This window comes from Nocardioides sp. GCM10030259 (assembly GCF_042666375.1).
Classification (GTDB): domain Bacteria; phylum Actinomycetota; class Actinomycetes; order Propionibacteriales; family Nocardioidaceae; genus Nocardioides.
In genome coordinates, this window is record NZ_JBHTDF010000006.1 from 115,589 (window position 1) to 135,453 (window position 19,865).

A 19,865-nucleotide genomic window follows, 5' to 3' on the forward strand; every position below is an offset into this window, starting at 1 on the left:
TACTTGAAGCGGCCAAATCATTAACGGCACACTGGTGTTGTGGAATTCGACGAGGCACCCCTCAGCCCTGGTGGGCCGGGGCACGACCAGCCGACGCGCCAGCGCGTCGCGCGGTCGATCCTCGTCAACGGACCGTCGACCGCCGCGGCGCTCGCCGAGCGTCTCGACCTCACCCCTGCGGCGGTCCGGCGGCACCTCGACCAGCTGCTCGAGGAGGGCTCCGTCGAGGTGCGCGAGCCGCGCCACGTCGTGCACCGCGGCCGGGGCCGCCCGGCCAAGGTCTTCGGGCTGACCGAGACCGGTCGCGACGGCTTCGACCAGCAGTACGACGACCTCGCCGTCCAGGCCCTCCGGTTCGTCGCCGAGACCGGCGGCGAGCAGGCGGTCCGGGAATTCGCGGCCCGCCGCGTGGCGTTCATCGAGGAGCGGTTCGAGGGGGCGCGTGCGGAGCACCCGGAGCTGGGATCGGCCGAGATCCTGGCGATGGTCCTCACCGAGGAGGGGTACGCCGCGGCCGTCCGCGACGTACCGATCGGGGAGCAGCTGTGCCAGCAGCACTGCCCGGTGTCGCACGTCGCCCACGAGTTCCCGCAGCTGTGCGAGGCCGAGACCGAGGCGATCAGCAAGGTCCTCGGGCGGCACGTACAGCGCCTGGCCACCATCGCCCACGGCGACGGGGTCTGCACCACCTGCATTCCGGACATCCCGCCGGCAACCACGGCAACCACGGCAACCACGAAGGAGAAGGTCAGCTCATGACCTCGATCGAAGAGCTCAACCCGGAGCTGAAGGGCATCGGTCGCTACGAGTTCGGCTGGTCCGACAAGGACGACGCCGGCGCCGCAGCGCAACGCGGGCTCAACGAGGACGTCGTCCGCGACATCTCCGGCAAGAAGAGCGAGCCGCAGTGGATGCTCGACCTGCGCCTGAAGGGCCTCAAGCTCTTCGACCGCAAGCCGATGCCGACCTGGGGCTCCGACCTCTCGTCGATCGACTTCGACAACATCAAGTACTTCGTCCGCTCCACCGAGAAGCAGGCGACCTCGTGGGAGGACCTCCCCGAGGACATCAAGAACACCTACGACAAGCTCGGCATCCCGGAGGCGGAGAAGCAGCGCCTCGTCGCGGGCGTCGCCGCGCAGTACGAGTCGGAGGTCGTCTACCACCAGATCCGCGAGGACCTGGAGGAGCAGGGCGTCATCTTCCTCGACACCGACACCGCGCTGAAGGAGCACGAGGACCTCTTCAAGGAGTACTTCGGCACCGTCATCCCGGTCGGCGACAACAAGTTCGCCGCGCTCAACACCTCGGTGTGGTCGGGTGGCTCGTTCATCTACGTGCCGAAGGGCGTGCACGTCGACATCCCGCTGCAGGCCTACTTCCGGATCAACACCGAGAACATGGGCCAGTTCGAGCGGACGCTGATCATCGTCGACGAGGACGCCTACGTGCACTACGTCGAGGGCTGCACGGCGCCGATCTACAGCTCCGACTCGCTGCACTCCGCGGTCGTCGAGATCATCGTGAAGAAGGGCGGCCGCTGCCGCTACACGACCATCCAGAACTGGTCGAACAACGTCTACAACCTCGTCACCAAGCGCGCGACCTGCGAGGCCGGCGCGACCATGGAGTGGGTCGACGGCAACATCGGCTCCAAGGTGACGATGAAGTACCCCGCCGTCTACCTGATGGGCGAGCACGCCAAGGGCGAGACGCTGTCGATCGCGTTCGCGGGCGAGGGCCAGCACCAGGACGCCGGCGCCAAGATGGTGCACGCCGCGCCGAACACCTCCTCGTCGATCCTGTCGAAGTCGGTGGCGCGTGGCGGTGGGCGTACGTCGTACCGCGGCCTGATCCAGGTCAACGAGGGCGCCCACGGCTCGAAGTCCAATGTGCTGTGCGACGCGCTGCTGGTCGACCAGATCAGCCGGTCGGACACCTACCCCTACGTCGACATCCGCGAGGACGACGTGTCCATGGGCCACGAGGCGAGCGTCTCGAAGGTCTCCGACGACCAGCTCTTCTACCTCATGTCGCGCGGCATGCAGGAGGACGAGGCGATGGCGATGATCGTCCGCGGCTTCGTCGAGCCGATCGCCAAGGAGCTGCCGATGGAGTACGCGCTCGAGCTCAACCGCCTGATCGAGCTGCAGATGGAGGGCGCCGTCGGCTGACGCCGGCCGCCCCGTCCGACCACACGTAGGAAGCAGAAGAAGTGACCCTGACTGACGCTGCACGCGAGAGCGTGGAGTCGAGCCTCGAGGTGGAGCGCGTCGAGAGCCACCTCAACCCGCCCGCGTCGTACGACCTCGCGGACCACCCGGTGCCGACCGGCCGCGAGGAGATCTGGCGCTTCACGCCGCTCAAGCGGCTGCGCAGGATCCTCGACGGCGAGGCGTCCGACGCCCACCTGACGTGGACGACGACGCTGCCGGAGGGCGTGACGCTGACCGAGATCAGCGCCGAGCAGGCGCTGGAGATCGGCGAGCTCGCGCCCAACGACCGGCCGTCCGCGCTGGCCGCGGCCCGGGCGGGCGGTGCGCTGCTCCTCGACGTCCCGGCCGAGGCCGAGGTGGCCGAGCCGATCGTGCTGCGCCTGCACGGCGAGTCGGTCGACGACCTGGTCTGGGGCCGCCTGCTGATCCGCGTCGGCCGGCACGCGCAGGCGACGGTCGCGATCGTGCACACCGGCTCCGCGCGCTACTCCGCCATCACGACCGTGCTGGTCGGCGACGGTGCGGCGGCGAACGTGCTGTCCCTGCAGGACTGGGACGACGACGCCGTCCACCTCGGGCGCGACGCGATCCGGGTCGGCCGCGACGCCTCCGTCAAGCACACCTCGATCTCCTTCGGCGGCGACGTCGTGCGGATGCACGCCAACGTCGAGTACGCCGGCCCCGGCGGCGACGCCGAGCTGCTCGGCCTCTACTTCGCCGACGAGGGACAGCACCTCGAGCACCGCCTGTTCGCCGACCACAACGCCCCGAAGACCAAGAGCCACGTGCTCTACAAGGGCGCGCTGCAGGGCGAGGGCGCCCACACGGTCTGGATCGGCAACGTGCTGATCCGCAAGGTCGCCGAGGGCATCGAGACCTACGAGGAGAACCGCAACCTGGTGCTGTCCGACGGCTGCCAGGCCGACTCGGTGCCGAACCTCGAGATCGAGACCGGCGAGATCGAGGGCGCGGGCCACGCGTCCGCCACGGCGCGCTTCGACGACGAGCAGCTGTTCTACCTGCGCTCGCGCGGCGTCTCGGAGAAGGAGGCGCACCGCCTGGTCGTGCACGGCTTCTTCAACGACCTGATCCGCAAGGTCGGCATCCCGTCGGTCGAGGAGCAGCTGCTCGAGACCGTCGAGGCGGAGCTCGCGAAGAACCTCCTCCAGGAGGCACCTGCATGAGCTTCGAGCGTGCCTGCGCGACCGGCGACGTACCCACCGACGAGGCGCTCGGCGTCACGATCGGGGAGTACGACGTCGCGATCGCCGGCCACGACGGCGAGTACTTCGCCCTCCAGGACCTCTGCTCCCACGCCGCCGTCGCGCTGAGCGAGGGCGAGGTCGAGGACTGCACGGTCGAGTGCTGGCTGCACGGCTCGCGCTTCGACCTGCGCACCGGCAAGCCCACCGGCCTCCCGGCCACCGAACCCGTCGCTACGTTCCCGATCGAGGTCCGGGGCGACGACATCTACGTAGACACCACCACCACGCTGAACGGAGTCACCCCCTCATGAGCACCCTCGAGATCAAGGACCTGCAGGTCTCCGTCGAGACCGAGGACGGTCCCAAGGAGATCCTCAAGGGCGTCACGCTGACCATCAAGGACGGCGAGACGCACGCGATCATGGGCCCCAACGGCTCCGGCAAGTCGACCCTGGCGTACTCCATCGCGGGCCACCCGAAGTACACCGTCACCGGTGGCTCGGTCACCCTCGACGGCGAGGACGTCCTGGCGATGACCGTCGACGAGCGGGCGCGGGCGGGCCTCTTCCTCGCGATGCAGTACCCCGTCGAGGTGCCGGGCGTCTCCGTCGCGAACTTCCTGCGGACCGCCAAGACCGCCATCGACGGCGAGGCCCCGAAGCTGCGCACCTGGGTCAAGGACGTCAACTCCGCCCTCGGCCACCTCAACCTCGACCCGACGTTCTCGCAGCGGTCGGTCAACGAGGGCTTCTCCGGCGGTGAGAAGAAGCGCCACGAGATCGCGCAGCTGGAGCTGCTGAACCCCAAGGTCGCGGTGCTCGACGAGACCGACTCCGGCCTCGACATCGACGCGCTCAAGATCGTCGCCGACGGCGTCAACCGGTTCCGTGCCCAGGAGGGCAAGGGCGTCCTGCTGATCACGCACTACACGCGGATCCTGCGCTACATCGAGCCCGACCACGTGCACGTCTTCGTCGACGGCAAGGTCGCCGAGTCCGGCGGTCCCGAGCTCGCCGAGGCGCTCGAGGCCAACGGCTACGAGAAGTACGCCACGGCGGCGGTCTGACATGACCACGACGCAGCTGGCCGGCCTCCTCCCCGAGCTGGAGGTGATCCGCGCCGACTTCCCGATCCTCAGCCGGTCCGTCGCGGACGGGCGGCCGCTGGTCTACCTCGACAGCGCGAACACCTCGCAGAAGCCGCAGGTGGTCATCGACACGATGGTCGACCACCTCGAGCGCCACAACGCCAACGTCGCGCGGGCCATGCACACGCTGGGCGCGGAGTCGACCGAGGCGTTCGAGGCCGCGCGCGACAAGGTGGCGGCGTTCATCAACGCGCCGTCGCGCAACGAGGTGGTGTTCACCAAGAACGCCACCGAGGGGCTGAACCTGCTGGCGCGCACCCTCGATCTCGGCCCCGGCGACAACGTCGTGATCACCGAGATGGAGCACCACTCCAACATCGTGTCGTGGCAGCTCGCGTGCGAGCGGTCGGGCGCCGAGCTGCGCTGGTTCGGGCTCACCGACGACGGCGAGCTCGACCTGTCGAACGCCGACGCGCTGATCGACGAGCGCACCAAGGTGGTGGCCTTCACCTGGGTCTCCAACATGCTCGGCACGATCAACCCCGTCACCGACCTCGTGGCCCGGGCGAAGGCCGTCGGCGCCTACTCCGTCGTCGACGCCTCCCAGGCGGCTCCGCAGCTGCCGGTCGACGTCGCCGCGACCGGCTGCGACTTCCTGGTGTTCACCGGGCACAAGGTGGTCGGCCCGACCGGCATCGGCGTCCTGTGGGGCAGGGAGGAGCTCCTCAACGAGCTCCCGCCGTTCCACGGTGGCGGCGAGATGATCGAGACGGTGACGATGGCGCGCTCGACGTACGCGCCGGCGCCGCACCGCTTCGAGGCCGGCACGCCGCCGATCGTCGAGGCCGTCGGCCTGGGTGCCGCTGTCGACTACCTGTCGCACATCGGCATGGACGCGATCCACCGCCACGAGCAGGCGATCACCGCGTACGCGCTGGAGGGGCTGCAGACCGTCCCCGGCCTGACCGTCCTCGGCCCGCTCGACGCGACCGGGCGCGGGGGAGCGGTCTCCTTCGAGCTCGACGGCGTCCACCCGCACGACGTGGCGCAGGTCCTCGACTCGCGCGGCGTCGCGATCCGAGCGGGGCACCACTGCGCGAAGCCCGCGCACGCCCGCTTCGGCGTGCAGAGCTCGACGCGGATGTCGTCGTACCTCTACACGACGCCGGCCGAGATCGACGCGCTCGTCGAGGGCCTGGAATACACCCGCTCGTACTTCAAGTTGAGTTGAGAGATGAGCCAGGAACTCGATGCGCTGTACCAGGAGATCATCCTGGACCACTACAAGAACCCCCACCACAAGGGCCTGCGGGAGCCCTTCGAGGCGGAGGTCCACCACGTCAACCCGACCTGCGGTGACGAGGTGACCCTCCGTGTCCACGTCAACGAGGGCGTGGTGCGCGACGTGTCGTACGACGCCGTCGGCTGCTCGATCTCGCAGGCGTCCGCCTCCGTGCTGACCGACCTCGTGATCGGGAAGCCCGTCGACGAGGCGATGTCGATCCACGAGACGTTCCTGACCCTGATGCAGGGCAAGGGCGCCGTGGAGCCCGACGAGGACGTGCTGGAGGACGGCATCGCCTTCGCCGGTGTCGCGAAGTTCCCTGCACGCGTGAAGTGCGCGCTGCTCTCGTGGATGGCCTGGAAGGACGCCACCGCCCGATCCCTGGAGGAATCTCATGGCTGACCACTCCGATCTCCCCGAGGTCCCGGAGGCTGCATCGGGTGCCGGCGGTGTCGGCACCTCGACCGTCAGCGTCGAGGACGTCACCGAGGCGATGAAGGACGTCGTCGACCCCGAGCTCGGCATCAACGTCGTCGACCTCGGCCTGGTCTACGGCGTGCACCTCGACGAGGACACCAACGTCGTCCTCGACATGACCCTGACCTCCGCGGCCTGCCCGCTCACCGACGTGATCCAGGACCAGACCAACAGCGCCCTCGAGGGCATGGTCAACGACGTCCTCATCAACTGGGTCTGGATGCCCCCGTGGGGCCCGGACAAGATCACCGAGGACGGCCGCGAGCAGCTGCGCGCCCTCGGCTTCAACGTCTGAGGTCGGTTGGCGAGCCTGCTCGCCGACCGAACCCGAAGAGGTCGAGGGAGCCCCGCGGGTGAGCATGCGAACCCGCGACGGGCGGCTCGAGACCTGACCGGCGTGGCCCGACCGGCGTCGGATTCCCCGGCCCACCGGGGAAACCTGACCTTCTGGGGCGAAGCTTCGCCCCGAAAGGTCAGGGATTGCCCCGACAGTCGGCGCCGAGACCCGCACGACACACCCGGATGCAGCGGGGCGTCGTGCGGGTCCTGGCCGCCGGGTCAGCGGTCGTCGTTGAGGATCGTGCCGATCCCCGGCTTGCCGGCGACCCCGTTGCTGGCGCCGGAGAGGACCACCCGGAAGGTCTCGGCCTTCTCCTTCGCCTTGTCGCCCTTGACCTCGACCTTGAAGGTGAGGGCCTTCTGGCCCGGGGCGAAGGTGAGCGTGCGCGTCGCCGCGACGTAGTCCCTGCCCGCCTTCGCGGTCTGGTCGCCGGTGGCGACCTTGACGCTGACCGGGACCGTCGACGCCCGGGACAGCATGACCGTGAAGGTCAGGGTGCGCGTGCCCTTCTTGCCCTCCTTGACCGACTCCGAGCTGACGGAGATCGTCGGCTTGACCGGCGCCGGCACGGGCGCAGGCGGGGTCGGCGCCGGCGGGGTCGGGGTGGGCACCGGGGTGGGCGCAGGACCCGGCGGCGGTACGACGACCGGCTCGTCGTCGTCGACGATGGTGAGCGTGGCCGTGGCCGCGTTCGTCGGACCGGTCGCCGTGACCTGGGCGGTCTCGTCGGCCTCGTCGGCGGCGTCCCCGAGGACGGTGACGTCGAACGTCGCGCTGAGCGCGCCCGCCGGCACCTCGACGGTCCCGGTCGTGCTCGCGTAGTCGCTGCCCGCCGTCGCGGTCCCGCCCGAGACGGTCCACGGCACGGTCACCGGCGTGGCCGAGGCGGCGTTGAGGGTCACCGTGAACCGCGCCGTCGTCGACGCGCCCGCCGCGCCCTCGACCACCGAGACCGGCGCGATGGACACCGTCGGGCCGGCCTCGGCGCCGCCCTCGAGGACCGACTCGACGTCGCCCCGCACGTTGTCGCCCTCACCGGCCGCGCCGTCGTCGGCGACGCCGTCGCGGGTGACGGTCACGGAGTCCAGCGGACGCTTCGAGTAGTCGGCCACGTCGGCGCCGCCACCCCCGGTCATGTCGTCCGCCCCGTCGGGTGCCGCGCCCTGGTCGAAGGTGTCGGCCCCGGCGCCGCCCTTGAGGGTGTCGGTGCCCGGGCCACCGACGAACGTCGTGGGCACCGAGGTCGTCGACCTGACCTCCAGGGTGTCGTTGCCGGCGCCGCCCTCGAGGAACGCGACGACGGTCCGGTCCCGGTCGGCCAGCCACAGGTTGTCGTCCGCGGCACCGCCGATGATGCGCTCGACGGTGTCGTTCACGTGGTCGCGGTACGTCGACACGGCGCTCTGGTCCTCGGCGCCACCGTCGTTGTAGTTCCCGTCCTCGCTGACGACCACGGGGGTGGTGCGGGAGGCGTAGGTGACCGTGTCGACGCCGGCGCCGCCGTCGAACATGTCCGAGTTGTCGCCGCCGTCCATGACGTCGTCGCCCTCGTAGCCGGCCACGCCGTCGTTGCCGGCGCCGCCGCGCAGCACGTCGTTGCCGGCGTCGCCGTACAGGTTGTCGTCGCCACCACCCGCGTCCACGGTGTCGTCGCCGACGCCGGCGTGGATCTGGTCCTTGCCGTCGCCGCCGAGGATGCTGTCGTTGCCGTTGCTGGCGTACGACGTGTTCGCACCGTCGCCGAGGTCGATCTCGTCGTCCCCGTCCGACGGGTAGACGAGGTCGTCGCCGTCGCCGAGCAGGAAGACGTCCTTGCCGAGTGCCCCGGTGTAGGAGTTGTGGTAGCCCGGCGCGCTGGAGTAGCCGTGCACGATGTTGGTGCTCGTGTCCGTCTCCGTCCCGCCGCCGGTGCCGGTCACGACCGACCCGCCATTGAGGCCGTTCCAGATCTCGTCGGCGCCCAGGCCGCCCCAGATCGTGGTGTTGCCCTTGACGGAGGTGCCGGCGCGCAGCTGGTCGTCGCCACCCTCGCCGCGGAGGGTGTCGTCGCCGGCCTCGCCCTCGACGAGGTCCTCGCCGTCGCCGGCGTAGACGTCGTCGTTGCCGTCGCCGAGCCAGAACGTGTCGTCGTCCCGGCCGCCGCGGGCGTCGTCGTCCCCGGCGCCGAGCTCGAAGAGGTCCTCGCCGCCGTTGCCGATGGCCTCGTCGTTGCCGTCGCCGCCGACGAAGTGGTCGACCGCCGTCCCGTCACCGTCCGGCAGGCCCCAGCGGTTGAACTCGAGGTCGAAGAGCCGGTCGTTGCCGGTGCCGCCCTCGAAGGTGTCGGAGCCACCCATGCCGGCGAGGTAGTCGTGGCCGTCGTTGCCGATGAACACCTCGTCGTTGGTCGAGCCGTGCACCTCGTCCTGGCCGTGGCCGCCGACGTACTTCTCGATGTCGGTGTGCACGTTGTCCTGCTCGGAACCGAAGCCGGCGCCGTCGTACGCGACGTCGTCGAACCGGACCCGGAGGTCGTCGGTGCGGTCGGAGTAGTCCACCCAGTCGAAGTCGGCGCCACCGTGGAGGTCGTCGCCGGCCTCGCCACCGCGGAGCCGGTCGTCGCCCGCGCCGGCATCGAGGGAGTCGCCGCCCTGCTCGCCGTCGAGGTCGTCGTTGCCGGCACCGCCGAGGATGGTGTCGGATCCGTCGCCGCCGCGCAGCACCTCGGCGCCGTCGCCGCCGTCGAGGTGGTCGCCGCCCGTGTTGCCGAACAGCCGGTCGTCGCCGACGCCGCCGTCGAGCCGGTCCGCGCCGGGGCCGCCCTCGATCACGTCGACGCCGTGGCCACCGCGGAGCTCCTCGGCGGCAGACCCACCGGTCAGCTCGTCGTCGTGGGCACTGCCGATGACGACGTCGGTGTCGATGACGTTGTCGGTGCGCTGGCCCTCCGGACCGTCGCCGGGCTCGCCGTCGATGATCACGCGGACCTTGCCGGGAGCGCCGGAGTAGTCAACCGTGTCGCGGCCCTCCATGCCGAGGAAGGTCTGCGAGCCCGGGCCGTCGACGAGGACGTCGTCGCCGCCGCTGCCGATGACCTGGACGCTGCCGGTGCCGCCGAGGAACGTGTCGTTGCCGTCGTTCCCCATGACGATGCCGGTGCTGCCGGCGCCGACGACGGTGTCGTTGCCGGTGCCGCCGTCGACCACCAGCGACCCGGTGGCCGGGAGGTTGATGGTGTCCTCGGCGCTGCCGCCGCGGACGTTCTCGACGGCCAGGGCGGTGTCCGACTCGCCGGCCGAGCCGCTCGGCCCGGGCAGCTGGATGGTCACCGGGGTGGTGTGGTCGCCGTAGTCGGTGGTGTCGTCACCGGCACCGCCCTCGATGTCGTCGTTGCCCAGGCCGCCACGCAGTACGTCGTTGTCGGCCTCGCCCTCGAGTCGGTCCGCACCGGCGCCGCCGTCGAGGCTGTCGTTGCCGGGGCCGCCGTTGAGCGTGTCGGTGCCGGAGCCGCTGATGACGGTGTCGTCGCCGGCCTGGCTGGACGGCACCGGGTTGCACCCGGCCGCCGCGTCACCGGCCAGCGTCGCGACGCCGCCGGACACCGTGATCCGGTCGTTGCCGCCGCCGCCGCACGCCTTGACGGGCAGCTGCGGCAGGTTCGGGTCGCCCGGGGGCTGGACGTCGAAGACGTCGTCACCGCCGAGCAGGTCCGCCTGGACGCGGGCCACGGGGGAGTACTCCTCCACGACCTGCTGCCCCTCGGCCTGTCCGGAGAGCGACACCGTGTTGGCGTCGACCTGCGTCATCACGACCGACTGCGGGCTCGCGTCGGCCTTCAGCACGAGCGTGCCGTCGTCGCCGAGCTCGGCCAGCAGGTTCTCGCGCTCCTCCTGCGGGGTGTTGCAGAAGTCGAACAGGTTGGGCTGGTCGTAGACCACCGCCGACGCGATCGGGTAGTCGGCCTTCCCGAAGGGGGTGTCCACGAACGCCTTGATGAAGGCCTCCACGCGCGCCGAGGCGTCGAAGAAGCACAGGGGGTTCTTGTTCACCTTCAGCTGCGCGGCGATGTGGGTGTAGCGCACCCGGCCGGTCTGGTCGGCCTTGAGGTTGAACTCAGCGGTGCCACGCACGCCGCCCTCGGCGCCGGCCTCGAGACCCGGTACGCCGACGGACGCGCCGGCGACCAGCTTCGCCTCGAACCGGATCTCCGGCACGTCCTTGCCGGACTGGTCGAAGTCGTCGAGGTAGAAGCCCTGGAGCAGGCCCTTGGTGACGTTCCAGGCGCCGTTGTTCGACGGGTCGTCGTCCGCCAGCACCTCGAACGCCTTGCGGATGCCGTAGGTGTCGAAGCCGGCGGCGAGGTGGCCGTAGACGCCGGCACTGCCGCCGATGTACAGGCGCGCGGGGCCGATCGGGTAGGAGAACTGGAAGCCGCGCTGGATGCCGAGGTCACCGGCGTCGTAGTAGACGAGCGGGACGTCCTTGCCGAGCAGCATGCCGAAGAGCGACTTCGGGTCCTCGAACGCCGGGAACGTCAGGCCGCCCTTGCTCCGGGCCGCGGCGAACTCGCCGTCCTCGGTCTTGAACCCGAGCGCGTTGATCACGTTCGGGGTCGAGACCTGGGAGCCGGTGACGAGCTTGTCGGCCTCGTTGAGCGGGACCGGCTGCTCGGCGGCCTTCGAGAGGACCGAGAACGACCCGATCCTGATCTGGCCGCCGGGGGCGGAGCCCTCGTCGATCGCCTTGACCAGGTTCACCAGCATGATGACGCGGTCGATCATCTGGAGCGCCGTGGAGTTCTCGCCGTTCGAGACCCGGTCGGCCTCCTTGAACGCGTCGTACCAGGACGGCGCCCTCTTGCCGACCATCTTCGCGGCCTCGGCGACACCGGGGATCGGCTTCTGGATCGCCTCGATCGGCTTCTCCAGCGGGCCGGTGTACTGCCGGAGCGTCTTGACGGTCGGCTTGATCACGTCGGAGACGAGGCTGCCGGCGTCCACCGTGACGTTGTTGAAGTTGATGGTGGCGCTGGTCTGGGGGCTGCCGGTGCCGTTCCAGGAGATGCCCGAGTCCAGGACGAAGTCGGTGCCGATCGTCGGCAGCATCCCGGCCGGGCCCTCCATCCGCTCGGTCTTGATGCCGAGCCTGAGCTTGGTGTTCGCACTGAGTGACGGGGTGAGCTGCGCGCGCGCCAGGTCGGCCAGCGGCAGGCGCCTGTCGGTGCGCGAGGTCTTCAGGTCCAGGCCAGCGGTGACGGCCACGTCGGCGACCTGCGGGTCACCGTTGTCCTCGATCTGGATCGGGAAGAACGCCAGGTCACCGGTGAGGTCCGCGCCGCTGGACTTCGGCAGGTTGGCCTTCGCGGTGAGCGCCAGCTCGGTGCCGTCGGTCGGGATGTAGAACCCGAGGTCGCGGTCGACGCCGAAGCCGAGGTCGAGGACGACGCCGGCCTCGCCGGTGAACTCGCCCTCGCTCGCCAGGCGCAGGCCGGGGAAGCCGATGTCGAACGTGCCGGTGCCGCCGCCATCGGTGTAGCCGAGCTTGAGGTTGACCTCGAAGCTCTGGATGCGCGAGATGGTCTCCGTGCCCGTGCAGGTGGTCGCCGGGCCCGTGCCGGACTCCGGCCGGCAGGTGAGCGTGACGGTCGGGGTGGTGCCGTTCGACAGGCCGGGAATGTCCGCCAGGACCTCCTCGGACTTGGTCTTCACGGCACCGGCGGTGCCCGCCGACGCGACGGCGTCGGAGAGGGCGTCGACCTTGCCGAGGATCGCCGCGTCGAACTCCCGGAGCACCTGCGCGCCGGCGGTGACGTCGGTGCCGATGAGCGGGATCTTCGTCCCGGTCGGCAGGCTCTCGAGCCCGTCGGCGATCTGGGTGGTGAGGGTCCGGACGCCGTCCACGAGCAGGGCGAACTGGATCGCCTCGTTCTGGAGCTGGCCCTCGACCTGGCTGCTGTCGATGCTCCACCCGCTGGGGGTGAGCAGGTCGGGGGCGGAGAAGAGCACGTTGCCGAGGTCGGTCTCGCCGGAGTAGACGGGGAGCACGGCGCAGGCGTCGACCGGACCGGTCACGCCGTCGCAGGAGGCGGCGAGCTCCTCGTCGGTCTCGTGGACCGTCACCTCGCCGGCCTTGGGCAGGAGGCCGGCGAGGAAGGTGTTGAACTCCGGCGTGCCGACGATGAGCCGCGCGCCTGTCGGGGCCTTGGCCTGGAGACGGTAGCGGGCGGCGATGGCGGCCTTGGCGTGCTCGTCGCCGTGGCCGAGGCTGACCTGCACCGGGCCGAGGCCGGCGCTGAGGGTGCCGTCGAGGCGGGCCCCGAGGCCGAGGTCGAGGAAGGCGTCGTCCTCCATGAAGAGCTTCGGCGAGCCAGTGACCTTGGGCAGGTCGCCGACCTTCGCCGGCATCGCGACGTCGGGCAGCTGGACGCCCAGGGTGAGGTCGAGGCGCGCGTCGTACGAGACGGAGAGCTCGCCCGAGGTGCCGAGCCCGGCCACGCCGCCGGCCTTGGAGCCGGTGCCGAGGTCGAGGTTGAAGGGGGCCTTGACCGGGTCGGTGGTCACCGAGCAGCCGTCGCGGCCCGCGGTGCGGTCGCTCGTGCAGGCGCCGAGGTGGAGGTCGACGACCACGGAGGCCGGCTTGTCGCCGGACTTCTTCTCGTACTCGAACTCGACGAAGTCGTCGACGGCGAGCGCGGACGTGCGGGCGGCCGCGGAGCTGCCGCCGCCGAGCGCCTCCCGGATGACCTTGGTGAGCTCGGCCTTGAGCTCGCCGAGCGTCAGCTTCTCGTTGGTCTGGATCAGCCAGTCGAGCTTGCCCTGGATCTTCACGAGCACGGGGTCGAGCTCGGCGACGCTCTTGCCGACCAGCGGCAGCGGCTTGGTCGTCGTCACGTCACCGCTGGCGATGCGGCCCCGGAGGTCGGTCACGGCCTTGTGGGTGACCTCGAGGACCTTGGAGACCAGGGCGCGCGGGTTGCTGGTGTCGAACGCGAAGGGCAGCGCGGTTGCGGTGAACTCGCCGTCGGCCTCGACGTCGAGCGTCGTGAGGTCGGCGACGTTCGGCCACGACAGCGTCACGTGGCCGGCGGCCAGCGGGAAGCCGACGGCGTCGGCGGTGGCGTCGAGCCGGGTCTCGGGCACCGTCGCGTTGACGGTCGCCTTGACCGGAAGGGCGGCGGCGGCAGACAGCTCGGTGAGCGTGACCCGGCCGTTCTTGTCCGGGTCCGTCAGGGCGACCGAGAGCATCGGCTTGGTCTCGTCCTTGCGCTGGAGCAGCGGGACGGTGCCGTCGGCGTCGGTGTCGTCGAGCTTGAGGCGCAGCGCCGAGGCGATCGCCTCGACGTGCAGGTCGGCGGTCACCGGGGCGTCGAGCGCGGCGGCGTACCCGTTCGGTCCGTTGGTCAGGAAGAAGCGGTCGGCCAGGGCGAGGCCCGGCGCGAGGTCGACGCCGACGCCGAGGTCGACCTTGTAGCTCGGGTCGATGGTGGCGGTGCCGGTGCCCGTGACCTCGGTGACGCCGAGTCCGGCCAGCGTCTCGCCGAAGTCGAGCGTCGTGCTCGCAGCGGGCTCGTCCTCGTCGGGGGTGGCGGTCACGTCGAGCAGCAGGCGGCCGTTCTCGAAGTGCAGGCCGAGCGCGTCGAGGTCGACGCCGAGCGCCTCGGCCAGCCGGGGCGCGACGTCCTGGACGGTCTTGAGCGGGGCGTCCTCGGCCGTGTCGACCGTGATCGTGGACATCGGGTCGTCCGCGTCGGTGAAGCCGTTGTCGACGAAGAAGGCGACGAGCTTCTCGTTCGCCTGGATGAGGTCGCGGAGGGGCTCCTTGATGAAGGGAATGTCGAGGTCGCCGGCGTCCTGGGCGGTCTGGAGGGCCTGGGTGACCTGGGCGAGGCCGTTGATGAAGTCACCGAGCGTGACGTGGCGGAACTGGCCGAGCTCGGCGAGCTCGACGTCGGGGGCGGCGAGGCCGTTGCAGAGGTCGGAGTCATCGAGCTTGACCGTGCCGACCTTGCCGGTGAGCCCGGCGAGGTCGGTGGTGACGGCGAAGTCGACCTTCGCGCCCTCGGAGACGCAGGCGGGCTGGAGGAGCGAGGTGGGTCCGGTGAGCTCGTCGAGGTCGAGGACGCCGTCACCGTTCGGGTCGCGGAGGCGTACGGCGACGCCTGCCTCGGCCGACACGGTGCCGGTTGCCTTGACGCCGAGGATGCCGGCGGTGAACGACAGGGCGTCGTCGCCCTCGTACTTCCCCTCGACGCCGATGCGGAGGGAGCCCAAGCCGTCGGGCGTCACCGGGATGGTGACCTTCTTCGGGCCGGTCGCGGTCGGGTTGACCCGCAGCGTGTTGGCGATGTCGAGGTGGATCAGGTCCTCGGCGTCCTTGCCGCCGATCCGCAGGCCGTCGAGCCGCATCGCCAGCGGGCTGTCGTCGGTCAGCTTCGCGTCGAGCGCGACCGTCACGTCGTACGTGCCGGCGCCGTTGGGGCTGCCGAAGTCGGCGTCGAGGTCGACGACGAGGCCCGGGACGTCGTGGAAGTCGCTGGCCGGGTCGCCGTCGCCGTCGATGTCGTCGAGCTTCGCGTCGAGTCCGGCGAGGGTGGTCGCCGGGTCCGCGGCGAGGGCCCTGATGCGCTCGACGGCGTCGTCGAGCGACGGGAAGAGGTCGGCGTACTTCTCGTCGAAGAAGGCCTTGGCGCCGAAGACCAGCTCGCCGGAGGCGGCGTCGTCCTGCTCCATCCGGCCCGCGAGCTCCAGCCAGGTCTCCAGCGCGTCGGCGGTCGCCTGCACCTGCGCCGTCTCCTCGGCACTGGCGGCGGCGGGCGCAGCGGCGTCCGCCTTGTCCTCGTCGGACCAGAGGGCGGTGGTGGCGCTGGCGGACCAGGCGACCCCGCCCAGCACGGCGACCAGGCCGAGGACGAGCAACAGGCGGCGTCGCCACACCCGGGAGGGGCGGTCGGCTCGGTGATCGGGGGTCTGGTGAGACATGGCGCAGGCTCCTTCGCCCGGGTGTCGGTGTGGCGGACGGCATCCCATCCCGCGCCACTTGAAGCCGACTGGGGAACCACTGGGAGCGTCGCTGGGACGCGCCGGCGATCCTGCTGCGCCCGGTGTCCCAGGCGCAGTGGACCTGCGTCCCGACCTGTCGGGACGGTGATGTCATACGGTCGTGCTCATGGAGGTGCTCGTCCCGGCGGCGCGCGTCACGCGGTGGGTCGAGAACTTCGCCGGACGCCACGGCGCCGCGGCTCTCGCTGTGGCGGAGGGCGCGCTGACCGGCCGGGCCGCCGACGGGTCGACGTTCTCGGCCCGGCTGCCCTTCGGGACGGCGTACGCCGGGCCGCCCGAGGCCGACGCCTTCGCGGCTGCGGTCGGCGCGCCCGAGGACTGGGGCGTCCTGCTGGTGCGCAAGGGCGGGTTCGCGATCGCCCGGCTGCGCGGCGACGAGATCGGGGAGAGCAAGGTCGGACAGCGCCACGTGCAGGGGCGGACGAAGGCCGGCGGCCAGAGCCAGCAGCGGTTCGCGCGGCGCCGCGACAACCAGGCCCGGCAGGCCTACGAGGCCGCCGCCGAGCACGCTGCCCGCATCCTGGCCGGCCTCGCCGGCCCCGTGGTCACCGGCGGTGACCGGGCGGCCGTCGAGGAGGTACTGACCGACCCTCGGCTGCGGTCCCTGTCCGTCGACGGGCCGTGGCTCGCCGTACCGGACCCGCGGCGCGGGGTGCTCGAGCAGGCCGTCGTCGACGCGTGCGCGGTGCGCTTCGAGGTCCACAACGCCTAGAGCAGGCGGGAGTACGGTCGATCCGTGACCGACGAACGCGTCATCGACATCCGCGGGCTGGTCAAGAAGTTCGGCAGCTTCCGCGCCCTCGACGGCCTGGATCTCGCCGTGGTGCCGGGGGAGGTGCACGGGTTCCTCGGGCCCAACGGCGCCGGCAAGTCCACGACCATCCGCGTGCTGCTCGGCCTCCTGCGCAAGGACGGCGGCGAGGTGCGCCTCTTCGGCGGCGACCCGTGGAGCGAGGCCGCCGAGCTCCACCGGCGGCTCGCCTACGTGCCCGGAGACGTGAACCTGTGGCCGAACCTGACCGGGGGAGAGGTCATCGACCTGCTCGGCCGGCTGCGCGGCGGGCTGGACCCGCGCCGTCGCCAGGAGCTGGTCGAGGCCTTCGAGCTCGACCCCACGAAGAAGGGGCGGACCTACTCGAAGGGCAACCGGCAGAAGGTCGCGCTGGTCGCCGCCCTCGCCTCCGACGTCGAGCTCCTCGTCATGGACGAGCCGACGTCGGGCCTGGACCCGCTGATGGAGACGGTGTTCCGCGACCAGGTCGACGCGTTCCGCAGCGAGGGGCACTCCGTGCTGCTGTCCAGCCACATCCTCGCGGAGGTCGAACGGCTCTGCGACCGGGTGACGATCATCCGCTCCGGCCGGGCCGTGGAGTCCGGGACCCTCGCCGAGCTGCGTCATCTCACCCGGACCTCGATCACCGCGGACCTCGCCTCGACGCCGGTCGGGCTCGACGCGCTGCCGGGCGTCCACGGTGTCGAGATCGACAACCACCGGGTGCACCTCGAGGTCGACACCACGGCGCTCGACCCGGTGCTCGACACGCTCCAGGCCGCCGGGGTGCGCGCCCTGACGAGCCAGCCGCCCACGCTGGAGGACCTGTTCCTGCGCCACTACGGCGACCGGATCGAGGAGACGGCCGAGGAGGAGGTGTGACCGGCACCCTCACGTTCCTGTGGGTCTTCCTCAAGCGCGACCGCTGGCTCTACGTGTGGTTCGGTCTCGGCACGGCGCTCCTCTACGTGAGCCAGGCATGGAGCGTCGACGGCCTCTACGCGACGCAGGAGGAGTTCGACCGTGCCGCCGCCGGCATGGAGAACAACGCCGCGCTGATCGCGATGACCGGCCCGGCCCGCGCGCTCAACACCACCGGCGGCCAGGTCACCTGGCAGTCCACCGCGTTCGGCGCGATCGTCGTCGGCCTGATGGCGATGTTCATCATCGGCCGCCACACCCGCGCCGAGGAGGAGTCGGGGCGCGACGAGCTGCTCCGGGCCGCCCCGGTCGGCCGCTACGCGACGACCACCGCCGCGGTGCTCGACGCCCTGCTCGCCAGCGTCGTGGCCGGCGCGCTCGTCTCGGCCAGCCTGATCGCCTATGGCCTGGCGACCCCGGACTCGCTCGGGCTCGGCGTGGGCCTGGCCCTGTGCGGGTGGTTCTTCGCCGGCACGGCACTGCTCGCCGCCCAGCTGACCAGCACCACACGCGCGGCGTACGGCCTGGCCGGCGCGGGGATCGGGCTGTCGTACGCGCTCCGGGCGATCGGCGACGTGAGCGCGCCCGTCCTCAGCTGGCTCTCGCCGATCGGCTGGTACCAGGGGATGCATGCGTTCTCGGGCCTGCGCTGGTGGCCGTGCCTGGGCCTGCTCGTGGCCGCCGCGGTCGCCGTGACGGGCGGGTACGCCGTCTACGACCGCCGCGACTACGGCTCCGGCGTGGTGGCGACGCGGCCCGGCCCGGCGTACGCGCGACCCGCGCTCGGCAGCGGTCTCGGGCTCGCCTGGCGGCTGCAGCGGCCGGCGTTCCTCGGCTGGCTGGGCGGCCTGGTGCTGATGGGCCTGGGCTTCGGGACCCTGGGCAGCGACGTCGGCGACATCGTCGGTGACTCAGAGCTGAGCCAGGACGTGATCCTGCAGGGCAGGGACAACGTCGTGGACGCCTTCTACGCCACGCTGATCGTGATGCTGGCGCTGCTCGCGTGCGGCTTCGCGATCGCGTCGGCGCTGCGGCCGCGCGGCGAGGAGGAAGGTGGCCGCGTCGAGGTGCTGCTCGCGACGGCGCTGCCGCGGTCGCGATGGCTGCTGGGGCACGTCGTCGTGACGGTCCTCGGCAGCGTCGTCGTGCTGGCCGGCGCGGGCCTCGGCCTCGGGACGGCGTACGCGCTCGTCACCGGTGAGGGTGATGCCGTCCTCCGGATGACGGCAGCCAGCGCGGCGTACCTGCCCGCCGTGCTGGTGCTGAGCGGGTTCGCTCGGCTGCTGTACGGCGTGCTGCCGCGGGCCGCCCCGGCCGCGTGGCTGCTCCTCCTGGTGGCCACGGTCGTGCTGCTCTTCGGCGAGGCGCTGAGCCTGCCGCAGTGGTTCCGCGACCTGTCGCCGTTCGAGCACCTGGCGTTCGTGCCGGCGGACAGCTTCGAGGTGGTGCCGTTCCTCGGCCTCGCCGCGCTCGCCACGCTCCTGAGTGTCGCGGGCCAGCTGGCCTTCCTGCGCCGCGACGTCCACTAGCCTGCGATCCATGTGGCAGCCCCAGCCCGGGTGGGTCGCCCTGCCGGGCGGTACCGGCGGGTCGACGGTCGGCGTGTGGCGCACCGTGCTCGGCGACCAGCCCGTCGTCGTGAAGCGGATCGCCGCGCCTCTCGACGGTGACCCGCCCGAGCTCTCGAACCCGCGACACTTCGCCTACTGGCGGCGCCCCGCCGACGTGATCACCGCCGGCACGGTCGTCGAGACCCCCGGCCTGCGCGCCACCGGGAGCGCGGCGGTCGAGGAGGACGACAACGGCATCACGATCACCGAGGAGTGGGTCGAGGACGCCGCGATCACCGGGCTGTTCGCCGCCCACGCGCTCGGCCGCTTCGCGGGCTCCCACCTCGCGGCCGCACCCTGGCTGGCGCGCAACCAGCTCCACGACCGGCTCGCGCGGGTGGAGCGCAACGGCGGCTGGCAGACGCTCGCGCGCACCACGGTCGCCGACGTCGCCGACCACCTGTGGTCGCGTCGGGCCGAGCTGCTGGCGGCCGCCGATGCGTTGGTACAGGTGCCGCAGCACGGCGACGCCGTACCCGCCAACCTGCTCGGGCGCGACGGCGACGACGTCGTCGCCATCGACTGGGCCACGCTCGGCACCGGCCCGGTCGGCGCCGACCTCGGCTACTTCGCCCTGGCCGCCCGCGAGGAGCTCGACCCGCTGATCGACGCCTACCTGATGGGCCTGCCCGACGGCCTGGCGACCCGGGAGGAGGTCACCCTGGGCGCGCGCGTGACCGCCGTCTACACGGTGCTCAACCGCGCCGAGTGGGCCCTGGCCCAGGCCGCTCGAGGTGAGGGCGCGCTCGCCGGGAAGTTCCGCCACCCCGCCGTCGCCCCGCACCTGCGCGCACTGCAGCGGCAGTTCCCGCACATCGAGGCGCTCGTCCAGGGCCCGTCGCCGGGATAGTCCGTCACCTTCTGGTTGTCCGCCGCGGCGTGTCGGCGACCATTTCGTGACGGACTATCCCGAG

13 protein-coding genes are annotated in these 19,865 nt (G+C 71.4%); 12 read left to right on the forward strand and 1 reads right to left on the reverse strand.

All coding sequences use genetic code 11. The annotated features are described in order from the left end of the window. Positions 1–39: 39 nt before the first annotated feature. Genes ACFQQI_RS07425 through ACFQQI_RS07460 form a run of 8 tightly spaced genes read left to right on the forward strand, consistent with a single transcriptional unit; the run spans position 40 to position 6,565 of the window. Positions 40–759: a helix-turn-helix transcriptional regulator gene (locus ACFQQI_RS07425; RefSeq protein ID WP_378560223.1), complete on the forward strand. Its 720-nt coding sequence runs from the start codon at positions 40–42 to the stop codon at positions 757–759. After that, complete coding sequence (gene sufB, locus ACFQQI_RS07430) at positions 756–2,174, forward strand: Fe-S cluster assembly protein SufB (RefSeq protein WP_378560226.1); 1,419 nt, start codon at positions 756–758, stop codon at positions 2,172–2,174. Before ACFQQI_RS07425 ends, sufB begins: the two co-directional genes overlap by 4 nt. A 41-nt stretch (positions 2,175–2,215) precedes the next feature. Further along, positions 2,216–3,400 carry a Fe-S cluster assembly protein SufD gene (sufD, locus tag ACFQQI_RS07435; RefSeq protein ID WP_378560229.1) on the forward strand — a complete coding sequence of 395 codons (1,185 nt, stop codon included), beginning with the start codon at positions 2,216–2,218 and terminating at the stop codon, positions 3,398–3,400. Beyond that, entirely contained in the window at positions 3,397–3,732 is a 336-nt protein-coding gene (locus tag ACFQQI_RS07440) for a non-heme iron oxygenase ferredoxin subunit (protein WP_378560232.1), read from the forward strand. The genes sufD and ACFQQI_RS07440 overlap by 4 nt, the downstream gene beginning before the upstream one ends. Continuing rightward, on the forward strand, positions 3,729–4,487 hold the full coding sequence (gene sufC, locus ACFQQI_RS07445) for a Fe-S cluster assembly ATPase SufC (protein ID WP_378560236.1): 759 nt from the start codon (positions 3,729–3,731) through the stop codon (positions 4,485–4,487). Before ACFQQI_RS07440 ends, sufC begins: the two co-directional genes overlap by 4 nt. 1 nt (position 4,488) lies before the next feature. Continuing rightward, positions 4,489–5,739, forward strand: a complete 1,251-nt coding sequence (locus ACFQQI_RS07450; protein ID WP_378560239.1) for a cysteine desulfurase — start codon at positions 4,489–4,491, stop codon at positions 5,737–5,739. 3 nt (positions 5,740–5,742) lie between these two features. Next, positions 5,743–6,195 carry a Fe-S cluster assembly sulfur transfer protein SufU gene (sufU, locus tag ACFQQI_RS07455; RefSeq protein WP_378560242.1) on the forward strand — a complete coding sequence of 151 codons (453 nt, stop codon included), beginning with the start codon at positions 5,743–5,745 and terminating at the stop codon, positions 6,193–6,195. Next, positions 6,188–6,565: a metal-sulfur cluster assembly factor gene (locus ACFQQI_RS07460; RefSeq protein ID WP_378560244.1), complete on the forward strand. Its 378-nt coding sequence runs from the start codon at positions 6,188–6,190 to the stop codon at positions 6,563–6,565. The genes sufU and ACFQQI_RS07460 overlap by 8 nt, the downstream gene beginning before the upstream one ends. A gap of 263 nt (positions 6,566–6,828) precedes the next feature. Here ACFQQI_RS07460 and ACFQQI_RS07465 read toward each other — a convergent pair whose 3' ends face one another. Then, positions 6,829–15,567 carry a Calx-beta domain-containing protein gene (locus tag ACFQQI_RS07465; protein ID WP_378560247.1) on the reverse strand — a complete coding sequence of 2,913 codons (8,739 nt, stop codon included), beginning with the start codon at positions 15,565–15,567 and terminating at the stop codon, positions 6,829–6,831. 187 nt (positions 15,568–15,754) lie between these two features. Here ACFQQI_RS07465 and ACFQQI_RS07470 point away from each other — a divergent pair, with 187 nt between their 5' ends. The 4 genes from ACFQQI_RS07470 to ACFQQI_RS07485 are packed head-to-tail and all read left to right on the forward strand — an operon-like array spanning position 15,755 to position 19,801. Then, positions 15,755–16,360 (forward strand): acVLRF1 family peptidyl-tRNA hydrolase, encoded by a 606-nt coding sequence (locus ACFQQI_RS07470; protein ID WP_378560250.1) that lies wholly within the window; start codon positions 15,755–15,757, stop codon positions 16,358–16,360. A 24-nt stretch (positions 16,361–16,384) separates the two neighbouring features. Further along, on the forward strand, positions 16,385–17,302 hold the full coding sequence (locus tag ACFQQI_RS07475; protein ID WP_378560253.1) for an ATP-binding cassette domain-containing protein: 918 nt from the start codon (positions 16,385–16,387) through the stop codon (positions 17,300–17,302). Further along, positions 17,299–18,870, forward strand: a complete 1,572-nt coding sequence (locus tag ACFQQI_RS07480) for an ABC transporter permease (RefSeq protein WP_378560256.1) — start codon at positions 17,299–17,301, stop codon at positions 18,868–18,870. Before ACFQQI_RS07475 ends, ACFQQI_RS07480 begins: the two co-directional genes overlap by 4 nt. Positions 18,871–18,880: 10 nt before the next feature. Then, positions 18,881–19,801: a phosphotransferase family protein gene (locus ACFQQI_RS07485; RefSeq protein WP_378560259.1), complete on the forward strand. Its 921-nt coding sequence runs from the start codon at positions 18,881–18,883 to the stop codon at positions 19,799–19,801. The last annotated feature ends 64 nt before the right edge of the window (positions 19,802–19,865 follow it).